The organism is Sphingopyxis sp. PAMC25046 (assembly GCF_004795895.1).
GTDB lineage: Bacteria > Pseudomonadota > Alphaproteobacteria > Sphingomonadales > Sphingomonadaceae > Sphingopyxis.
The window spans coordinates 1,050,909-1,069,735 of sequence record NZ_CP039250.1 but is presented as its reverse complement, the minus strand read 5'-3'; the positions used below and the strand labels follow the sequence as shown (position 1 = coordinate 1,069,735).

Below are 18,827 nucleotides of genomic sequence, written 5' to 3'. Positions count from 1 at the left end.
AGGGGACCTATGAAAGTCAGCCATGTCAGCGAAGCCGACCATGATATCGTCACCGCCGCGGTCGCAGCGGCCGAGGCGCAAACGAGCGGCGAGATCGTCACGGTCGTCGCCGGAAAATCCAATGACTATGACGATGTCGCGCTCGTCTGGGCGAGCATCGTCGCCTTCCTCGCCATGTCGATCGTCGCGCTCTTCCCTGAATTCTACCGCGGCCTTTACGACCGGCTGACCGGAGGCTGGGGCCATGAGCTCACGGCCAACCAATGGCTGGGGATGGTGATTGCGTTCGGCGTGCTCAAATGGATCGGCGTGTGGCTGATCCTGCTGTGGCGGCCGCTGCGCATGGCGCTGACTCCGCGCAGCATCAAGGCCGAGCGGGTGCGTGCCCGCGCGATCGACCTGTTCAAGGTGGGGACCGAGGGCAAGACCACGGGCCGCACGGGCGTGCTTCTCTATTTGAGTCTGAAGGAGCATCGCGCCGACATCGTCGCCGACGAGGCGATCGCCGCGAAGGTCGCGTCCGGCGTGTGGGGCGACGCGATGGCCGCGCTGATCGAGCGCGTGCGCGCGGGCAAGCCGGGTGAAGGCATGGCCGAAGCGGTGCGCCAGATGGGCGTTGTGCTCGCCGAACATTTCCCGCGCGGTAGCGAAAATCCGAACGAACTCCCCGACCGCCTTATCGAACTTTAAAAGGAAATATCATGAGCCGCCCCGGCCCCGACACCCCCATCGAGACGCGGTGGGAAGGCCGCTTCATCACGGTCAAACAACAGGGAAATTGGGAATATGTCGCGCGTGCGCGCGGTATCCACGCCGCGGTGATCCTGGCGATCGACGAGGGCGACGACGGGCGGCACGTCATCCTGGTCGAGCAGTATCGCGTGCCGCTCAATATCAATTGCCTTGAACTGCCCGCGGGGCTCGTCGGCGACGACATGGCGGGCGAAGCGTCCGAGATCGCGGCGGAGCGCGAGCTTGAGGAGGAAACCGGCTATCGCGCCGCGCGATGGCGCACCGTCGGCGAATTCTACAGCTCGCCCGGCATGGTCAGCGAAAGCTTCACGCTGCTCGTCGCCACCGACCTCACCCGGGTTGGCAAAGGCGGCGGGGTCGACGGCGAGGATATCGTCGTCCATCGCGTTCCGATCACGGGCATCGCCGATTTCGTCGCCATGAAACGCGCCGAGGGTTGCGGGATAGACGTGCGCGTCGCGATGCTGCTCGCGGGCGGATTGCTCGCCGCCTAGCGCGCGCCGAAGCGCCAGCGGAGTAGCGGGCGAGCGAGGAACAGGCCGGCGAGAAAGCCGCCGACATGCGCCCAGATCGCGACCGCACCGAACCCGCCGCCGCCCGCGAAACCGAGGAGCAGCTGAAGCCCGATCCACGCGGCGGCGAGCCATAGCGCGCGCACCCAATGGCCAGGGATCGGGCCGATTGCGGGCGCCTGGCTGCGGCTGAAGATCAAGGCAAACACCGCGATCAGCGCCGAAATCGCACCGCTCGCGCCGATCATCGGGACCGCCGAAGCGGGATCGGCAAGAAACTGGGCGAGCGCGCCGCCATAGGCGCCGGCGAGCAGCAGTACCGCCATCGCCTTGGTGCCCAGCGGCGCCTCGAGCTGGCGGCCGATGAACAGCAGAACGACCATGTTGAAGACGATATGCAGCACCCCGCCGTGCAGGAAAGCCGACGACAGCGGCGTCAACACAAAGGGCACCATCGTCCCCGGCGGCAGGATCAGTTCATTGCCGAAACGCGCGGGGATAAACCCCGCGCGCACGATCGCGTCGAGCTGAAAGCCGGTAATCCACACGAGCACGAAGATGACGACACAGGCGAGCGCATAGCCCGTGACCAACGGCGCGTCCTGTGGCTTCACCCTCGCTCGCCCGTCAGATGAATTCGATCTTGGTCACGAGATAATATTTGTCGCCCGCGGGCACGGTGACTTCGACCTCGTCGTCGACGCGGCGACCGATCAGCGCGCGGCCGAGCGGCGAATTATAGCTGATCTTGCCGTCCTTGGCGTCGGCTTCGGCCTGCCCGACGATCTGGTATTTGACCGGCTTGTCGTCCTCGTCGGCGAGCGTGACCGTCGCGCCGAACACGATGCGGTCGCCCGACAGCGTCGTCGGGTCGATCACCTGCGCGCGCGAAAGCTTGTCTTCGAGGTCGCCGATCGTCGCTTCGACCTGGCCCTGGCGTTCCTTGGCGGCGTGATATTCGGCATTTTCCGAAAGGTCGCCATGCGCGCGCGCTTCCTCGATCGCATCGACGATCAGCGGTCGCTCGGCTTTGAGGGTCGCGAGTTGCGCTGTCAGCTTCTCATAGCCCTCTGCCAGCATCGGCACCTTTTCAACGCTTGCCATTATCCTGTTGTCCTTCGTCAATAATCCAGCGCCAGCGAAACTTCGCCGGGCGGCTGCGCCGCTGTTCCGTCAATGTCGGGGGGTGGAGCGGTCCTTCAATAATAGTCCTGAAGCGGCTTTACTTCAAGAGAGCGCGAGCGGAGCGCCCCGATCGCCTGCGTCGCCGCATCGCTCGCCGCCGCCGTCGTATAATAGGCGATATCGGCCGCCAGCGCCGAGGCGCGGATCGATTGCGAATCCTGCAGCGACTGCCAGCCTTCGGTCGTGTTGAAGATCAGCTGGACGTCGCCATCCTTGATCCGGTCGACGATATGCGGACGCCCTTCGGCGACCTTGTTGACGCGCTCGACGTCGATCCCTTGGCTCCCCAGATAGTCTGCGGTGCCGCCGGTCGCGATGACCTTCCATCCCCAGTCGGCGAGCTGCTTCACCGCGCCGATGACGCGCGCCTTGTCGCTGTCCTTGACCGACACGAAGAGGCGCCCCGTGGTCGGCAGGCGGTCGCCCGCGCCGAGCTGCGCCTTGGCGAACGCAAGGTTGAAATCACTATCGATTCCCATAACTTCGCCGGTGGATTTCATCTCGGGGCTCAGCACCGGATCGGTGCCGGGGAAGCGCGCGAAGGGGAAGACCGCTTCCTTCACCGCGACATGGTCGATGTCACGGTTGATCGTGGGCAGGTCGGCGAGCTTTTCGCCCGCCATCACGCGCGCCGCGATCTTGGCGATCGGCGAACCCACCGCCTTCGCAACGAAGGGCACGGTGCGCGACGCGCGCGGGTTGACCTCGATCAGATAGACCTCGTCATCCTTGACCGCGAACTGGATGTTCATCAGGCCGCGGACTTCGAGCGCACGCGCGAGCGCGTCGGCTTGCCGCTCGATTTCGGCGACGATCGTGTCCGACAGGCTGTAGGGCGGGATCGAGCAGGCGCTGTCGCCCGAGTGGACGCCCGCCTCCTCGATATGCTGGAGCACGCCCGCGACGACCACGTCGGTGCCGTCGCAGAGCGCATCGACATCGACCTCGATCGCGTCGCGCAGATAACGGTCGATCAGCACCGGGCTGTCCCCCGACACCTGCACCGCGGTCTCGATGTAATTTTCGAGCTGCGCCTGATCGTCGACGATCTCCATCGCGCGGCCGCCGAGCACATAGGAGGGGCGCGTGAGCACCGGATAACCGATGCGCGCCGCGACCGCGACGGCTTCCTCGCGGCTGCGCGCGATGCCATTCTCGGGCTGCTTGAGACCGAGCTTGTTGACGAGCGCTGCGAAGCGCTCGCGGTCTTCGGCGAGGTCGATCGCGTCGGGCGAGGTGCCGAGGATCGGGATGCCCGCTTCGCTCAGCGCCTGCGCGAGCTTGAGCGGCGTCTGCCCGCCGAACTGGACGATCACCCCGACGAGTTCGCCCTTCGACATTTCGACGTGGAGGATTTCGAGCACATCCTCGGCGGTCAGCGGCTCGAAATAGAGGCGGTCGGACGTGTCATAGTCGGTCGACACCGTTTCGGGGTTGCAGTTGACCATGATCGTTTCATAGCCCGCCTCTTCGAGTGCGAAGCAGGCGTGGCAGCAGCAATAATCGAACTCGATCCCCTGCCCGATGCGGTTGGGACCGCCGCCGAGGATCACGACCTTCTTGCGGTCCGACGGGTTCGCCTCATTCTCGGGCTCGCCAAAAGTCGGCGCTTCGTAGGTCGAATAGAGATAGGGCGTCTGCGCCTGAAACTCCGCCGCGCAGGTGTCGATCGTCTTGAACACCGGGCGCACGCCGAGCTTGTGGCGCAGCTTGCGCACTTCACCCTCGGTCACGCCGCCGGTCATCGCCTTGACCGCCTCGTGGATCAAACCGCTGCCGTGCGCGGTCGCATGACGCGTGCCCGGCTGGAGGTTCGCCGACTGGAGCGCGAGATAGGCAAGGCGTTTGTCGGAAAAGCCCATCGCCTTCAATTTGCGCAGCCCTTCGGCATCGCGCGGCAAGCCGTTCTTGCAAACCTCCTGCTCGGCTTCGACGATCTCGGCGATGCGTTCGAGGAACCACATGTCGTAACCCGCGACGCGGTTGATCTCGGCGAGCGGCAGGCCCTCACGGATCGCCTGCGCGGTGTTGAGCAGCCGGTCGGGAGTGCGCTGCGCCAGCTCGTTGCGCAGCTGATCGTGCGTCGCGCCCTTCAGCCGCTCGACGAAGTTGAAGCCCGAAAGCCCCGTCTCCAGCCCGCGCAGCGCCTTCTGCATTGATTCATGGATGGTGCGGCCGATCGCCATCACTTCGCCGACCGACTTCATCGCGGTCGACAGCGTCGCCTCGGCGCCCTTGAACTTTTCGAACGCGAAGCGCGGGATCTTGGTGACGACATAGTCGATTGTCGGTTCGAACGATGCCGGGGTCACCCCGGTGATGTCGTTCATGATCTCGTCGAGCGTATAGCCGACCGCGAGCTTCGCCGCGACCTTGGCGATCGGGAAGCCCGTCGCCTTCGACGCCAATGCCGACGAGCGCGACACGCGCGGGTTCATCTCGATCACGATCAGGCGGCCGTCCTTGGGATTGACCGCGAACTGGACGTTCGACCCGCCGGTTTCGACCCCGATCTCGCGCAGCACCGCGATGCTCGCGTTGCGCATGATCTGATATTCCTTGTCGGTCAGCGTCAGCGCGGGCGCGACGGTGATGCTGTCGCCGGTATGCACGCCCATCGGATCGACATTCTCGATCGAACAGATGATGATGCAATTGTCCTTGCGGTCGCGCACCACCTCCATCTCATATTCTTTCCAGCCGAGGAGCGATTCCTCGATCAGGACTTCGGTCGTCGGCGAGGCGATCAGCCCGCCGCGCACGATATGTTCGAACTCCTCGCGGTTATACGCGATCCCGCCGCCGGTACCGCCGAGCGTGAAGGACGGACGGATGATCGAGGGCAGCCCGGTGCGTTCGAGCACCGCGAACGCCTCGTCGAGCGTGTGCGCAACGCCGCTGCGCGCGCTTTCGAGCCCGATCTTGTCCATCGCGTCGCGAAACTTCTGCCGGTCCTCCGCCTTGTCGATCGCCTCGGCATCGGCGCCGATCATCTCGACGCCATATTTCGCGAGCGTGCCGTCCTGCGCGAGCGCGAGCGCGGTGTTGAGCGCGGTCTGCCCCCCCATCGTCGGCAGCACCGCATCGGGGCGCTCCTTTTCGATGATCTTCGCGACGATCTCGGGCGTGATCGGCTCCACATAAGTGGCGTCGGCGAGGTCGGGATCGGTCATGATCGTCGCCGGGTTGGAGTTGACGAGGACGATGCGATAGCCCTCCTCCTTCAGCGCCTTGATGGCCTGCGTCCCCGAATAGTCGAACTCGCACGCCTGACCGATAACGATCGGGCCGGCGCCGATGACGAGGATGGATTGGATGTCGATTCTTTTGGGCATTATTTGTCTTTCTTGCCCTTGTTTCCGCTCTCAGCAGTCACTTTAGGGGTAGGTGACGATTGAATTGATTCCCATGACTCCCCTGCGAGGAGGCGGGTCTGGATCCACAAAATGTCTGCGACGTTTCTCATCGCTCTTTGGCTATCGAGAAAGAGATTGTCCCTTTCGATGAAGCCCGATGCTGCATAGCCCGCGTGCTGAATATCGCTCTCTTGGATGTTGAAACCAAGATCACGAACAATTTCGAAAATGAGTTTCGTCGTCTTTATTGCCGTCGACTGAAGCGCCGGCGTTTCCGGTGCCGCGTTCTCCGGATTCTGGACAGCATGGATAAACTCGCGATATGCGGCCATCACCTTGGGAGACTTATTAAACTCCACTGGAACAAGGTTGATCGCAACCGAAAATCCGGGATCGGAAGGCAAATGCCGAGTAGAGAGAAGCATCCTCAGGACTATCAGCCTCTGGTCACGCTCCTGTTTGTTGTTGGTTAGCCATACGGAAATTAGCACGGCCGCAATCGGACCAATTAAGATCGCTGCCAAGCTAATGAGTTCAGCGGTGCTCACTTCAGCCCACCCACAAACTTCTCGAACAGATAAAAACTGTCCTGCGGCCCTGGGCTCGCCTCGGGGTGATATTGCACGCTGAACGCCTTCTTGCCCGTGATCGCAATGCCGCAGTTCGATCCGTCGAACAGGCTCTTGTGCGTCTCGACCACGCCATCGGGCAACGTCGATGCGTCGACCGCGAAGCCGTGGTTCATGCTCGTGATCTCGACCACGCCATCTTCGGCGCGCTGCACCGGATGGTTCGCGCCGCGATGGCCCTGATGCATCTTCACGGTCTTGGCGCCGGCAGCCAGCCCGAGCATCTGGTGGCCGAGGCAGATGCCGAAGATCGGCACGTCGCGTTCGAGCAGCCCCTGGATCACCGGCACCGCATAATCGCCCGTCGCCGCGGGGTCGCCGGGGCCGTTCGAGAGGAACACGCCCGCGGGCTGGTGGCTCAATACTTCGTCGAGGCTCGCGGTCGCGGGCACCACGGTGACGCGCGCGCCGGCCTTTACGAGGTTGCGGAAGATATTGTCCTTCGCGCCATAGTCGATCGCAACGACATGCGGACGCTCGCCGCCGTCTTCGGTCGCATAGCCATGCCCCAGCGTCCACGCGCCGCCGGTCCAGTCGCCGGTGTCGGTGCGGCTGACCGCCTTCGCCAGGTCCATGCCCTCGAGCCCCGCCCAACCGCGCGCCATCGCGAGCAACTCGCCCACGTCGAACTTGCCGTCGGGGCTGTGCGCGATCACGCCGTTCGGCGCGCCCGCGTCGCGGATACGGCGGGTGAGCGCGCGCGTGTCGATGCCTGCGAGGCCGATCACGCCCTGCTCGATCATCCATTCGGGCAAGGTCTGAACGCTGCGGAAATTGCTCGGCTGCGTCGGCAGCTCGCGCGTGATCGCGCCGAGCGCGCCGTGGACGCCGCGTTCCATATCCTCGGGGTTCGCGCCGACATTGCCGATGTGCGGGAAGGTGAAGGTGACGATCTGCCCTGCATAGCTGGGGTCGGTCAGGATTTCCTGATAGCCCGTCATCGACGTATTGAAACAGATCTCGCCCACAGCGGCGCCACTCGCACCATAGCCGACGCCCCACAGGATCGTGCCATCGGCAAGGACAAGGACACCAGTCGCGCCATTGGGCTGACTTTTGGGCGCGGCAGAGGGGTTGGCAGGTGCCATTCAACATGCTCCGGACGGGGGGCTAAACGGCCGACCAAGTAGGCGGCAAAAAAGTGATTCACAAGCTATCGGATTTGGAATCTTCCCGCTAGGGAGGGTCTTTCCGAAATTTGCAGCGCATGGGGACACGCATGATTCGTGACGACATCAAGGCTGCGCAGGTCGCCGCGATGAAGAGCGGCGACAAGGCGCGTTTGGGCACCATCCGGCTGATGCTGGCCAAGATCAAGGACAAGGACATCGAACTGCGCACCGGCACCGCGCCGGCCGACGACGATGTGCTCGTTACCGACGTGCTGCAGAAAATGGTCAAGCAGCGCCGCGAATCGATCACCATGTACGAACAGGGCGGCCGCCAGGAACTCGCAGATATCGAGGCGGCCGAGGTCGCGGTGATCGAGGACTTCCTGCCCGCGCAGCTCTCCGACGATGAAGCGGTGGCCGCGATCGAGGCGATCGTGGCCGAGCTGGGGGCGGAAAGCCTGAAGGACATGGGCAAGGTGATGGCCGCGGTGAAAGACCGGCTGGGCTCGCAGCTTGATATGAGCAAGGCGAGCGGGTGGGTTAAGGCGGCGTTGTCGTAAGTTCGACGCCGACTCCTCCTCTCCGTTCGTCCCGAGCGAAGTCGAGGGACGTATAGCACCGCGCCAACGTGTCTCGACTTCGCTCCAAACGAACGGTTATGTGGGTGGATGGCGTTCTGGACCTATATGCTGCGCTGCTCCGACGGCCGCTATTACACGGGACACACCGATAATTTGGAACGCCGCATCGCCCAGCATCAACATGGCGGATTTTGCGATTTCACCTCGCGACGGAGGCCGGTGGCTTTGGTCTGGTCACAAGATTTCGCAACACGCGCCGAGGCGCTGGAAGCCGAACGTCGGATAAAACCTTGGTCGCGCGCCAAGAAGAAAGCGTTGGTCCGGGGCGACTGGAAAATGGTAGGGCACTTCGCCAAGCCGCCACACGAACGCCCTCCCCTCCCATTCGCCCCAAAGGACGAAGCTCCTTATCCGTTCGTCCCGAGCCCCTCGACTGCCTTGGCAGGCGCTCGGGATAAACTTCCGGCTTGGCCGGAAGTCGAGGGACGCGAGGCCGGGCGCAAACGTGTCTCGACTTCGCTCGACACAAACGGAGGTGGGGGCATGGCCGATCGGGAGGAGGGCAGGTGACCCTCACCCCGCAATGGCTCGACGAACTCCGCTCGCGCGTCACGCTGTCCACTCTCATCGGCCGGACGGTGAAGGTCACGCGCGCCGGCCGCGAGTATAAGGCCTGCTGCCCCTTCCATAACGAAAAGACGCCGAGCTTCACGATCAACGACGAAAAGGGCTTCTACCACTGCTTCGGGTGCTCGGCGCATGGCGATGCGATCCGCTGGATGACCGACCAGCGCGGCCTGTCGTTCATGGACGCGGTCAAGGAGCTCGCCGCCGAGGCGGGCATGGAAGTCCCCGCCGCCGACCCGCGCGCCGCGAAGAAGGCCGAGGAGCAGGCGAGCCTCCGCGACGTGACGCAGGCCGCGGCCGACTGGTTCGCGCAGCAACTCGGCAGCAGCAACGGCGCCCCGGCGCGCGAATATCTTGCCAAACGCGGCATTTCGGAGGCGACGCGCAAGGCGTTCGGCTTCGGCCTCGCGCCCGAAAGCCGCAGCGCGCTCAAGGAAGCGCTCAAGAAATTCCCCACCGCGATGCTCGTCGAGGCGGGGATGCTCATCGCGGTCGACGACAAGGAGCCCTACGACCGGTTCCGCGGGCGGCTGATGATCCCGATCCGCGACGCGCGCGGGCGCGTGATCGCGTTCGGCGGACGCATCCTCGGCGACGGCGAGCCCAAATATCTGAACTCGCCCGACACGCCGCTCTTCGACAAGGGGCGCACGCTCTACAATCTCGACAAGGCCTCTCCCGCCTCGCGCCAGACGAACCGGATCATCGTCGTCGAGGGCTATATGGACGTCATCGCGCTCGCCGAGGCGGGGATCGCCGATGCCGTGGCGCCGCTTGGCACCGCGCTCACCGAGAATCAGCTCGGCATGATCTGGCGGATGGTGCCCGTGCCCATCCTCTGCTTCGACGGCGACAGCGCGGGGCAAAAGGCCGCGATGCGCGCCGCGATGCGTGCGCTTCCGCTGCTGCGTCCCGGTTTCAGCCTGTCCTTCGCGACCCTCCCCGCCGGGCAGGATCCCGACGATATCGTTCGCGCGCGCGGCGCCACCGGCTTCACCGAAATCCTCGAGGGCGCGCAGCCGCTCGTCGAGCGCCTGTGGATGCACGAGGTCGCGGCCGGCCCGCTGACGACGCCCGAGGAGCGCGCCGCACTCAAATCGCGCCTGCTCGCCCACGCCGACGCGATCGAGGATGCCGATGTGCGCCACCATTATCGCGAGGCCTTCCGCGAGCGGCTCGACGCGCTGTTCGCGCGCAAAACGCCCGAGCGCGGACCGCGCCAGCCGTGGACGCCGAACGCGCCGCGCGGCGGATTTGGCGGAGGGGGGCGCCGCTTCGCCCCCGACCCGCGGCTGCAACCTCCAGCCGATGAAACGCGTTCCATCGGACAAGCCGGAATTTCGGCGCCTTACATCGCTGCCCTGATCGGCGGATTGCTGCGTTACCCGGAGGCGCTGAGACGCAATGAGGAGGCGCTCACCCGCCTGCCGGTGAGCGATCCGGGCGACGCCGAACTGCTCGGCGTAATGCTTGACAGCGCAATGTGCCGCGAAGGGCTTGATTGCGAGGGGTTGCTTGCCATATTGGAGCCGATGAAAGTGTATAATAGGGCGACGACATTGCTCAGAGCCGACGGAATGCACTTCTCGTTCAATCGCAGGCTGGAAAGCAGTGACGAGGCCGTAGCGGCGCGCGAAACCGCGCTTCGCGACCTCGACGAATATATCGGCGTGCTGGTCACCCAGCCCGAAATCCGCGAGCGGCTGGCACAGGCCACCGCGGATTTCCAGCGTACGATGGATGATGAAGGATTCGCGCGGCAGCAAAAGCTGTACGCCATGGACAAAGAACTGACCCGCCGTCTGGCCGCGCTGTCCGAAAACAGCAGCCAGTAACGACCAGCAAATGCCCCCTAGGCAGGAACAAATATGGCCACCAAGAACTCCGAAGCCGACACCGACGCCCCGCTGATCGACCTCAACGAGGCCGACGTCAAAAAGCTGATCGCGCGCGGCAAGAAGCGCGGTTACCTGACCTATGACGAGCTCAATGAAGCGCTGCCGCAGGACCAGATGTCTTCGGAGCAGATCGAGGACATCATGTCGGCGATTTCCGACATGGGCATCAACATCGTCGAGAGCGACGAGGATGTGCAGGAAGAAGCCGAGCAGGAGGTCGACGACGAGGTCGACGTGTCCGCCGGCACGGGTTCGGTTTCGAACCCCGCGATCGAGAAGAAGAAGGAAACGGTCGATCGCACCGACGATCCCGTTCGCATGTACCTGCGCGAGATGGGCGCGGTCGAGCTTTTGAGCCGCGAGGGCGAAATCGCGATCGCGAAGCGCATCGAGGCGGGCCGCGACACGATGATCCTCGGGCTGTGCGAAAGCCCGCTCACCTTCAACGCGATCATCGAATGGTCGAACGCGCTCAACAACGGCGACATGCAGCTGCGCGAGATCGTCGACTTGGAAGCAATGCTCTCGAAGGATCCGGCGCCCGAGAATCTCGACGAGGAAGGCGCCGAGGATGACGGCGAGATCAGCGAGAAGACCGCCGGCGTCTCGTTCAAGGACGAGGACGAGGTCGAGGAAGAACCCTCGGCCGACGGCGACGACGAGGACGGCGAAGGTTCGTCGGGCAAGCGCGAAAGCTTCGAAGAAGATGAGGAAGACAACACGCTCAGCCTCGCCGCGATGGAAGAGCTGCTGAAACCCGACGCGCTCGAGAAGTTCGCGAACATCACCAAGAGCTTCAAGGCTTTCTCGAAGCTGCAGGACGCGCGCCTCGAATCGCTTTCGGGCGGCGAGGAATTCCCCGCGGCGTCGGAGAAGAAATATCACAAGCTGCGCGAGGAACTCACCGCGCAGGTCGAGAGCGTGCAGTTTCACGGCACGAAGATCGAATATCTCGTCGACCAGCTCTATAGCTACAACCGCCGCCTGACCGCGCTCGGCGGCCAGATGCTGCGCCTTGCCGAGCGCCACAAGGTGCCGCGCAAGTCGTTCCTCGACAACTATGTCGGGCGCGAGCTCGAAGAAAATTGGCTCGACAGCGTCAGCGGCATCGACAAGAAATGGGCCGCCTTCGCCGAGAATGAAGCCGGCGCGGTCGACCGCATCCGTATCGAGATCAGCGAAATCGCGCAGGCGGCAGGCATGAGCCTGACCGAATTCCGCCGCGTCGTGAACATGGTCCAGAAGGGCGAGCGCGAAGCGCGTATTGCCAAGAAGGAAATGGTCGAGGCGAACTTGCGCCTCGTGATCTCGATCGCCAAGAAATATACGAACCGCGGCCTGCAGTTCCTCGACCTGATCCAGGAAGGCAACATTGGTTTGATGAAGGCGGTCGACAAGTTCGAGTATCGCCGCGGCTACAAATTCTCGACCTATGCGACCTGGTGGATCCGGCAGGCGATCACCCGCTCGATCGCCGACCAGGCGCGCACGATCCGCATCCCGGTCCATATGATCGAGACGATCAACAAGCTGGTGCGGTGCAGCCGCCAGTTCCTTCACGAATCGGGCCGCGAGCCGACGCCCGAGGAAATGGCCGAGCGGCTGTCGATGCCGCTCGAAAAGGTCCGCAAGGTGATGAAGATCGCCAAGGAGCCGATCAGCCTCGAAACGCCGATCGGCGACGAGGAAGACAGCCACCTCGGCGATTTCATCGAGGACAAGAATGCGGTCATCCCGGTCGACGCCGCGGTGCAGTCGAATCTCAAGGAAACGGTGACCCGCGTCCTCGCCTCGCTCACCCCGCGCGAGGAGCGCGTGCTGCGCATGCGTTTCGGCATCGGGATGAATACCGATCATACGCTCGAGGAAGTCGGCCAGCAGTTCAGCGTGACGCGCGAGCGCATCCGCCAGATCGAGGCGAAGGCGCTCCGCAAGCTGAAGCACCCGTCGCGCAGCCGCAAGATGCGCAGCTTCCTCGACCAGTAAGGACGGGGGTCAGCGGAAATCAGGGGGCGGTCCGGCGACGGGCCGCCCTTTTTCTGTCGGTTTCTGAGTGGGTAGTGGGCGCTAATCCTTGCGGCAGGATTATAATGCCGCACCGCACAATTATTTTTGCGCGCGCTCTTTAAATCTTCATATTTCCCCATCACATAGCAGCCGTCATCGCGGTGTGGGCGCTTCATCACCGGTTCAGGCGCTACCCATCAAATGGTAATCATTCCCATCGAATGGGAATCGATTCGGAAAAAATGCGGGAAGCCTGTCGGGGCGAGGCAGGGAAAAGCCCGGAAATTCGAGGGACTGCGAAAATTGGCACGGCCTTTGCGATGCTTCGGGCATCGGCGCGGGGCAGTGCTCGCAGCCAAAGGGAAAGACAGAAAAATGCAGAACGAAACCACCAATCTCTTCCGCCGCCGCGACACCTTCTTCGGTATCTGCGAGGCCGTGGGCCAGGATTTCGGCTTCAACCCGCTGTATCTGCGCCTGGCGTTCATCGCGCCGCTCTTTTTCTTCCCCGTCCAGACCTTCGCGGCCTATTTCGCGCTTGGGCTCGTCGTTCTCGCTTCACGGCTGCTCTTCCCCGCGAAGACCGCCGGCCAATCCGCACTGACCGCGATCGAATCCGACGCGCCGAACGCCGAAAAGACCCCCGACAAAACGGGCGAACTCGCGCTCGCGGCTTGAGCGGTCCCGGCCGGGCATTCCCTCTCCCCGTCTGGCCCCTCCGCTCCGATGGCGCCCCGGCGTCATAGCATGGAACCGGCAAGCTTCTTCCCCGGGGCTTGCCGGTTCCTTCGTCTGTCCCCGACTGAAACAATCGGATCACAAATCCGTCCCCGCTTATAAACGCGTCGTTTACGACGTTGCCCTATGACCGATCGCTGACATTCCATTGGCTTGGGCGCTCGCGCGCCTGCCGCAGCGAGGATCGGCCCGTTGAACCAGTCGCCCCAGCCCAAAGCGCCGACGCGCGGCGTCGCCGAACTGCTCGACGCGCTGGTCGCCAGCGACGGCACCGGCGCGCATCCGCACGTCCGCTCGGGCGCACTGTCGAGCGGGCCCGAGGCGATGCGCAATCTCGCCGACGCGGTGCATTTCCTTTGCCTCCTTCATGGCCGCCATCCAGGGGTCATCGACAATGCCGCGCGCAAGGCGGTCGATCCCGCGTCGCGCCGCTGGATGGACGAAGCCGCCGGCGCCTTCGTCGAAGAGCGCGCCTTCCTGTCGAAGATCGCCTCGGCGGTCGGCCCCGTTCCGAGCACGCAGGGCCAGGCACAGTGCGAGGCCGCGGTCGCCGCGCAACGCAAGGCGCTCGACATGCTCGCCGAATCGGACCGTCACGGCTGCGCGCTCGGCGCCGCGATCGCGCTGACGCTCGACTGGCGAACGATTCGCGTGCTGCTCGACATCAGCGCGCTGCGGCTCGACCTGGTGCCGCCGACCTGCACCCTGCCCGACCTGCCCGGCACCGCGCGGCTCGCCGCTGCGGTCGCCGACACCCCCGCGATCGAACGCGCAATGGTGTTCGGTGCGCAGCAGCTCGTCACCCAGCACAGCAGTCTCTGGGATTTGATGGCCGCACGCGCCGCAAGCCGCGCGCATCCCTGATACCGCCCCCTCCCGCCGCCTGCGGGAGATTCGGTTGCACCCGCTCCCTCCCCCCGCTATGCCCACTTGACGTTCACGTTAAGGGAAAGAGCCGATGCGCTTCGAAGGCACCAGCGCCTATATCGCCACCGACGATCTCAAGGTCGCGGTCAACGCCGCGACGCTGCTGCGCCGTCCGCTGCTCGTGAAGGGCGAGCCCGGCACCGGCAAGACGGTGCTGGCCGAGGAGATCGCCAAGGCCTTCGACGCGCCGCTGATCACCTGGAACATCAAGTCGACGACCAAGGCCCAGCAGGGCCTTTACGAATATGACGCGGTCGCGCGCCTGCGCGACGGCCAACTCGGCGAAGAGCGCGTCCACGACATCCGCAATTACATCAAGAAGGGCAAGCTGTGGGAGGCCTTCACCTCGCCCAAGCTGCCCGTGCTGCTGATCGACGAGATCGACAAGGCCGACATCGAATTCCCGAACGACTTGCTTCAGGAACTCGATCGCATGGCGTTCCACGTCTACGAGACCGACGAGACGGTCACCGCGAAAGAACGCCCGATCGTCGTCATCACCTCGAACAATGAAAAGGAACTGCCCGACGCCTTCCTGCGCCGCTGTTTCTTCCACTATATCAAATTCCCCGACCGCGACACGATGGCCGAGATCGTCGAGGTCCACTTCCCCGGCATCCAGAAAACCCTCGTCAGCCGCGCGATGGATATCTTCTACGAGGTACGCGAAGTGCCCGGGCTCAAGAAAAAGCCCTCGACGAGCGAACTGATCGACTGGCTCAAACTGTTGCTCAACGAGGATATGCCGCTCGAAGTGCTCCAGAACCGCGACGTCGGCAAGGCGATCCCGCCGCTCCACGGCGCCTTGCTCAAGAATGAGCAGGACGTGATGCTCTTCGAAAAGCTCGCCTTCATGGCGCGGCGTCAGGGTAGCTAGGTCGGCGGAGAATCAGGAAGTCAGGAATCGAACGGAAGCGGACATTGCGGTCGATCCCGATCATAGTTATCGTCGCAATATGAAGGATAATCACCCGTTCCCACATGTTTCACTGGCTAATCCGGACAAGCGACAAGAGCTCGTTCTGTATCTCAAAGAGCTGGCGGCAGAAAATCCGGAAGAACTTTGGCACAAGGAGCGCGAACAAGGGCTGGTGTCAGACATTGATCAGATTTTTCATTTCTTCTTCGACGACAATGATTTTGACGAAAGCGCGGTCGGTTATAATTTTTTGGATGTGAACGAAGCCAAGGTCATTGGTGAGGTGAAGGCCTTGCTTGACGCGATGCTTGTGGATTTACCCAACGGAGATGACGTGGCATTCGTCAGTCATCACTTATGGCCACGCTTGCGTGCCAAGGCGCAAGAGGCTCAATCTCTTTTTGAGGCGCGGAGCTAAACGTCCGCTTCCCACCCCAAAACGGCCATTGCCGTGAGCGTCTAATTTGTTCCCGCCGCCCAGGCCTCTGCCCCTCAAAGCTGGTACGCCACCTCGACGTCGCCCCAGCGGCGGCCGTCGATGATCGCGGGCATATAGACGTTGCGCACGGTCAGGTAATTGATGCCGTCGCCTTCCTGGCGATAGACCGTCATGAAGAAAGGCGCGGTGCTGCGCTTCGCCGCCATGTCGGTATCGTCGAGCAGGATACGGCCGTTGCGGCAATGCGCGGTGTCATGTTCGAGGTCGCCGGTCGGCGCCCGCGAGCATTCGGTGATATGCGTCGGCAGGAATCCGTTCATATCGCCCGCCGACGACATCTTGATCTCGGGATGCTGCGCGACGATGCGGTCGAACAACGGGCGCCAGTTGGCATCGGCCCAGTCGCACAGGCTGGTGCGAAAGCGCTCGGGATTCGAGTTCGGCACGCGAACATAGTCGGTGTCGAAAAGCTGCTCCATCGTCAGCTCGCCGCGTGCGATCGCCCGTTCGGCGAGGCCGACGAATTCGTCGCGCACCTTCGCCGCGAGTTCGACGATCGCCGAATCCTGCGGGCTGACCCCTGCCGAGATCACCGCGTTGAACATGCGGTTCGACACATGCTCCATCGTCAGGATCGATGTGCGCGTGCCGTCGAGCGTCGAACTATTGTCGCGTACCGACGTGACGACGCTGTCGAGCGCCTCGCGCACCTTCGCGCCATTGGCATGGACCATCGCGCTCGACTGCGCGATACGATCGCTCTGATCGTCGAGCAGCGCGACGAGATGCGTTGCATCGTGCAGCGCGTCGGTGATCGTTTCGAACTGCGCCTCGGCGCGGCTCGACTGTTCGACCCCCGACTGGATTTCAGCGACCAGCCCCGAAGCCTCGGTCGCAAGGCTGCCGATCGACCGGCGGATCTCGTCGGTCGCGCCGCGCGTGTTCTGCGCGAGCTTCTTCACTTCGGCCGCGACGACCGCGAAGGTGCGCCCGGCATCGCCCGCGCGCTCGGCTTCGATCGCGGCATTGAGCGCGAGCATGTTGGTGGTCTTGGCGATCGATTCGATCGACTGGCTCACCTGCTGGACCTGCTCCATCACCGCGGCGAAATTGGTGACATGCGTGCCAAGCCGCGCGACGAGGTCGATCACCGAACGGAATTCGCTGACCGCGGCGTTGACGCGTTCGGCCCCGGCGTCGAGCTGCTCGCAGGCCCGCGCCGACAGCAATTTCGCCTCGTCGGTCGAATCGGCGATCTGGCGCTGGTCGGCCTCGAGGCTGACGACATATTCCTCGAGCCGGCCAAGCTCGCCGATCTGCCGTTCCATCTGGTCGGTCGCACGTTTGATCCGCCCCGCAGCGTCGCTGCACCCCACGGCTAGCTCGCCGCAGTCGCTCGCGACCGACTGGTCGAGTATCTGCGCTTCCGGGTTGATCGGATCATATTTCATTGGCTTGCCCGCGTCCCTGAATGATCGCAAAGCTATGACGCGCAATGGTTAACGCGGGGTCAATGGAGGATGCGCGGAGGTGTCGACTTTGGGGTGGGGGGCTGCCATTGCATGCTCTCACTTTCGTCATCTCGGGCTTGACCCGGGACCCGCCTTTTCTTCCTGACGACGGCGAAAAGGCAAGGCAGGCCCCGGGTCAAGCCCGGGGTGACGGTAATGGGAATGCCCGCTTCCGGTCGAAACCGATCGTTTGCCGCATCCCATTTTTCGCCGCAAAAATCCCTTTACTAAAATATCCGGCCATGATCGACCCTGCCGGATGACCCCGCCACCTCCATGCCGCCCCTATCCGTTTCTGCGATAACGGTTTCCCGCGCGCGATGGTGGTGTCAACTTCGTCAACTTTCGCAGCTGGTTTCCGTAAACGTAAAGTGATTGCGCCAACCGCCCCGAAAGGATAACCCTGCCCCCATGTTTTTCGGCTTTCTCGACGAGCTTCGCGCCGCGGGCATTCCCGCCAGCCTGAAAGAGCATCTGATGCTGCTCGAGGCGCTCGACCGCGAGGTGATCGACCGCAGCCCCGAGCAATTCTATTACCTCTCCCGCGCCATCTATGTGAAGGACGAGGGGCAGCTCGACCGCTTCGACCAGGTGTTCAACAAGGTCTTCAAGGGCATCATTTCCGATTACGGGCAGAATCCGGTCGACGTCCCCGCCGACTGGCTGAAAGCCGTCGCCGAGAAATTCCTGACGCCCGAGGAAATGGCGGCGATCGAATCGCTCGGCGACTGGGACAAGATCATGGAGACGCTGAAAGAGCGGCTCGAGGAACAGCAGAAGCGCCACGAGGGGGGCAACAAGTGGATCGGCACCAGCGGCACCTCGCCCTTCGGCAATTCGGGCTATAATCCCGAAGGCGTCCGCATCGGCGGCGAGAGCAAGCACAAGAGAGCTTTGAAGGTCTGGGAAAAGCGCGAGTTCCAGAATCTCGACAACACCAAGGAGCTGGGCACCCGCAACATCAAAATCGCGCTGCGCCGCCTGCGCAAGTTCGCGCGCGAGGGCGCGGCCGACGAGCTCGACATTCCGGGCACAATTGATGGGACGGCGCGGCAGGGCTGGCTCGACATCAAAATGCGCCCCGAACGGCGCAACGCGGTCAAGCTGCTGCTCTTCCTCGACGTCGGCGGGTCGATGGACCCGTTCATCAAGCTGTGCGAAGAACTCTTCAGCGCGGCGACGACCGAGTTCAAGAATCTGGAGTTCTTCTATTTCCACAATTGCCCGTACGAAGGCGTGTGGAAGGACAACAAGCGCCGCTGGTCCGAACGGCACCAGATGTTGGACATCCTCCACAAATATGGCCATGATTATAAAGTGATCTTCGTCGGCGACGCGTCGATGTCGGCCTATGAGATTACCCATCCGGGCGGCAGCGTCGAGCATTTCAACGAGGAATCGGGCGCGGTCTGGCTCCAGCGCATCACCCATGTCTATCCCGCCGCCGTGTGGCTCAACCCGGTTCCCGAGGCGCATTGGGGCTACACCCAGTCGGTCAAGCTGATCAAACAGCTGATGAACGACCGCATGTACCCGCTGACGCTCGCGGGCCTCGACGACGCGATGCGCGAGTTGACGCGGAAGCATTGATCCAAGCGGCGCCCACTTAGGCCGTGACGATTACAAACCGATC

General features: G+C 63.4%; 17 protein-coding genes. 11 read left to right on the top strand and 6 right to left on the bottom strand.

Going from position 1 to position 18,827, the window contains the following annotated elements; all coding sequences use genetic code 11:
* Positions 1-9 precede the first annotated feature (9 nt).
* Together E5675_RS04920 and E5675_RS04915 are read left to right on the top strand one after the other, a co-directional pair.
* Positions 10-690, top strand: a complete 681-nt coding sequence (locus E5675_RS04920; RefSeq protein ID WP_136173595.1) for a hypothetical protein — start codon at positions 10-12, stop codon at positions 688-690.
* 11 nt (positions 691-701) lie between these two features.
* On the top strand, positions 702-1,247 hold the full coding sequence (locus E5675_RS04915) for an NUDIX hydrolase (protein WP_136173594.1): 546 nt from the start codon (positions 702-704) through the stop codon (positions 1,245-1,247).
* On the opposite strand, the gene E5675_RS04910 is transcribed toward E5675_RS04915, so the two are convergent.
* The 5 genes from E5675_RS04910 to carA all read right to left on the bottom strand — a co-directional run bounded on the left by E5675_RS04910 (position 1,244) and on the right by carA (position 7,523).
* Positions 1,244-1,879 carry a rhomboid family intramembrane serine protease gene (locus E5675_RS04910; RefSeq protein WP_136173593.1) on the bottom strand — a complete coding sequence of 212 codons (636 nt, stop codon included), beginning with the start codon at positions 1,877-1,879 and terminating at the stop codon, positions 1,244-1,246. The genes E5675_RS04915 and E5675_RS04910 overlap by 4 nt on opposite strands.
* Before the next feature lie 13 nt (positions 1,880-1,892).
* Positions 1,893-2,369: a transcription elongation factor GreA gene (gene greA, locus E5675_RS04905; protein WP_037554366.1), complete on the bottom strand. Its 477-nt coding sequence runs from the start codon at positions 2,367-2,369 to the stop codon at positions 1,893-1,895.
* A 95-nt stretch (positions 2,370-2,464) separates the two neighbouring features.
* The gene (carB, locus tag E5675_RS04900) at positions 2,465-5,785 is read right to left on the bottom strand and encodes a carbamoyl-phosphate synthase large subunit (protein WP_136173592.1); all 3,321 of its coding nucleotides are present in this window, start codon (positions 5,783-5,785) and stop codon (positions 2,465-2,467) included.
* A complete protein-coding gene (locus tag E5675_RS04895; RefSeq protein WP_136173591.1) occupies positions 5,785-6,354 on the bottom strand; it encodes a DUF6680 family protein in 570 nt (189 codons plus the stop codon). Before E5675_RS04895 ends, carB begins: the two co-directional genes overlap by 1 nt.
* Positions 6,351-7,523, bottom strand: a complete 1,173-nt coding sequence (gene carA / locus E5675_RS04890) for a glutamine-hydrolyzing carbamoyl-phosphate synthase small subunit (RefSeq protein ID WP_136173590.1) — start codon at positions 7,521-7,523, stop codon at positions 6,351-6,353. Before carA ends, E5675_RS04895 begins: the two co-directional genes overlap by 4 nt.
* Positions 7,524-7,654: 131 nt before the next feature.
* Between carA and E5675_RS04885 the strand changes: the two genes are divergently transcribed.
* The 8 genes from E5675_RS04885 (at position 7,655) to E5675_RS04845 (ending at position 15,662) form a co-directional block, all read left to right on the top strand.
* A complete protein-coding gene (locus E5675_RS04885; protein WP_136173589.1) occupies positions 7,655-8,107 on the top strand; it encodes a GatB/YqeY domain-containing protein in 453 nt (150 codons plus the stop codon).
* A 108-nt stretch (positions 8,108-8,215) separates the two neighbouring features.
* Positions 8,216-8,698 (top strand): GIY-YIG nuclease family protein, encoded by a 483-nt coding sequence (locus tag E5675_RS04875; protein WP_136173588.1) that lies wholly within the window; start codon positions 8,216-8,218, stop codon positions 8,696-8,698.
* Complete coding sequence (gene dnaG, locus E5675_RS04870) at positions 8,695-10,590, top strand: DNA primase (protein ID WP_136173587.1); 1,896 nt, start codon at positions 8,695-8,697, stop codon at positions 10,588-10,590. Before E5675_RS04875 ends, dnaG begins: the two co-directional genes overlap by 4 nt.
* Before the next feature lie 33 nt (positions 10,591-10,623).
* A complete protein-coding gene (rpoD, locus tag E5675_RS04865; RefSeq protein ID WP_136173586.1) occupies positions 10,624-12,639 on the top strand; it encodes an RNA polymerase sigma factor RpoD in 2,016 nt (671 codons plus the stop codon).
* Positions 12,640-13,035: 396 nt separating this feature from the next.
* Entirely contained in the window at positions 13,036-13,338 is a 303-nt protein-coding gene (locus tag E5675_RS04860; RefSeq protein ID WP_136173585.1) for a PspC domain-containing protein, read from the top strand.
* Between the two features lie 252 nt (positions 13,339-13,590).
* Positions 13,591-14,262 (top strand): hypothetical protein, encoded by a 672-nt coding sequence (locus E5675_RS04855; protein ID WP_136173584.1) that lies wholly within the window; start codon positions 13,591-13,593, stop codon positions 14,260-14,262.
* 94 nt (positions 14,263-14,356) lie between these two features.
* Positions 14,357-15,202: a MoxR family ATPase gene (locus tag E5675_RS04850; protein WP_136173583.1), complete on the top strand. Its 846-nt coding sequence runs from the start codon at positions 14,357-14,359 to the stop codon at positions 15,200-15,202.
* Positions 15,203-15,281: 79 nt separating this feature from the next.
* Positions 15,282-15,662, top strand: a complete 381-nt coding sequence (locus E5675_RS04845; protein WP_136173582.1) for a hypothetical protein — start codon at positions 15,282-15,284, stop codon at positions 15,660-15,662.
* A 74-nt stretch (positions 15,663-15,736) separates the two neighbouring features.
* On the opposite strand, the gene E5675_RS04840 is transcribed toward E5675_RS04845, so the two are convergent.
* The gene (locus tag E5675_RS04840; protein ID WP_136173581.1) at positions 15,737-17,134 is read right to left on the bottom strand and encodes a methyl-accepting chemotaxis protein; all 1,398 of its coding nucleotides are present in this window, start codon (positions 17,132-17,134) and stop codon (positions 15,737-15,739) included.
* 471 nt (positions 17,135-17,605) lie between these two features.
* Between E5675_RS04840 and E5675_RS04835 the strand changes: the two genes are divergently transcribed.
* Complete coding sequence (locus tag E5675_RS04835; protein ID WP_136173580.1) at positions 17,606-18,784, top strand: VWA domain-containing protein; 1,179 nt, start codon at positions 17,606-17,608, stop codon at positions 18,782-18,784.
* Positions 18,785-18,827 lie beyond the last annotated feature (43 nt).

What these genes read in the sequence shown, in the direction of transcription:
- E5675_RS04920 (WP_136173595.1), top strand. Translation starts at nt 10, where the DNA reads ATGAAAGTCAGCCATGTCAGCGAAGCCGACCATGATATCGTCACCGCC.
- E5675_RS04915 (WP_136173594.1), top strand. Translation starts at nt 702, where the DNA reads ATGAGCCGCCCCGGCCCCGACACCCCCATCGAGACGCGGTGGGAAGGC.
- greA (WP_037554366.1), bottom strand. Translation starts at nt 2,369, where the DNA reads ATGGCAAGCGTTGAAAAGGTGCCGATGCTGGCAGAGGGCTATGAGAAG.
- carB (WP_136173592.1), bottom strand. Translation starts at nt 5,785, where the DNA reads ATGCCCAAAAGAATCGACATCCAATCCATCCTCGTCATCGGCGCCGGC.
- carA (WP_136173590.1), bottom strand. Translation starts at nt 7,523, where the DNA reads ATGGCACCTGCCAACCCCTCTGCCGCGCCCAAAAGTCAGCCCAATGGC.
- E5675_RS04885 (WP_136173589.1), top strand. Translation starts at nt 7,655, where the DNA reads ATGATTCGTGACGACATCAAGGCTGCGCAGGTCGCCGCGATGAAGAGC.
- E5675_RS04875 (WP_136173588.1), top strand. Translation starts at nt 8,216, where the DNA reads ATGGCGTTCTGGACCTATATGCTGCGCTGCTCCGACGGCCGCTATTAC.
- rpoD (WP_136173586.1), top strand. Translation starts at nt 10,624, where the DNA reads ATGGCCACCAAGAACTCCGAAGCCGACACCGACGCCCCGCTGATCGAC.
- E5675_RS04860 (WP_136173585.1), top strand. Translation starts at nt 13,036, where the DNA reads ATGCAGAACGAAACCACCAATCTCTTCCGCCGCCGCGACACCTTCTTC.
- E5675_RS04850 (WP_136173583.1), top strand. Translation starts at nt 14,357, where the DNA reads ATGCGCTTCGAAGGCACCAGCGCCTATATCGCCACCGACGATCTCAAG.
- E5675_RS04845 (WP_136173582.1), top strand. Translation starts at nt 15,282, where the DNA reads ATGAAGGATAATCACCCGTTCCCACATGTTTCACTGGCTAATCCGGAC.
- E5675_RS04840 (WP_136173581.1), bottom strand. Translation starts at nt 17,134, where the DNA reads ATGAAATATGATCCGATCAACCCGGAAGCGCAGATACTCGACCAGTCG.
- E5675_RS04835 (WP_136173580.1), top strand. Translation starts at nt 17,606, where the DNA reads ATGTTTTTCGGCTTTCTCGACGAGCTTCGCGCCGCGGGCATTCCCGCC.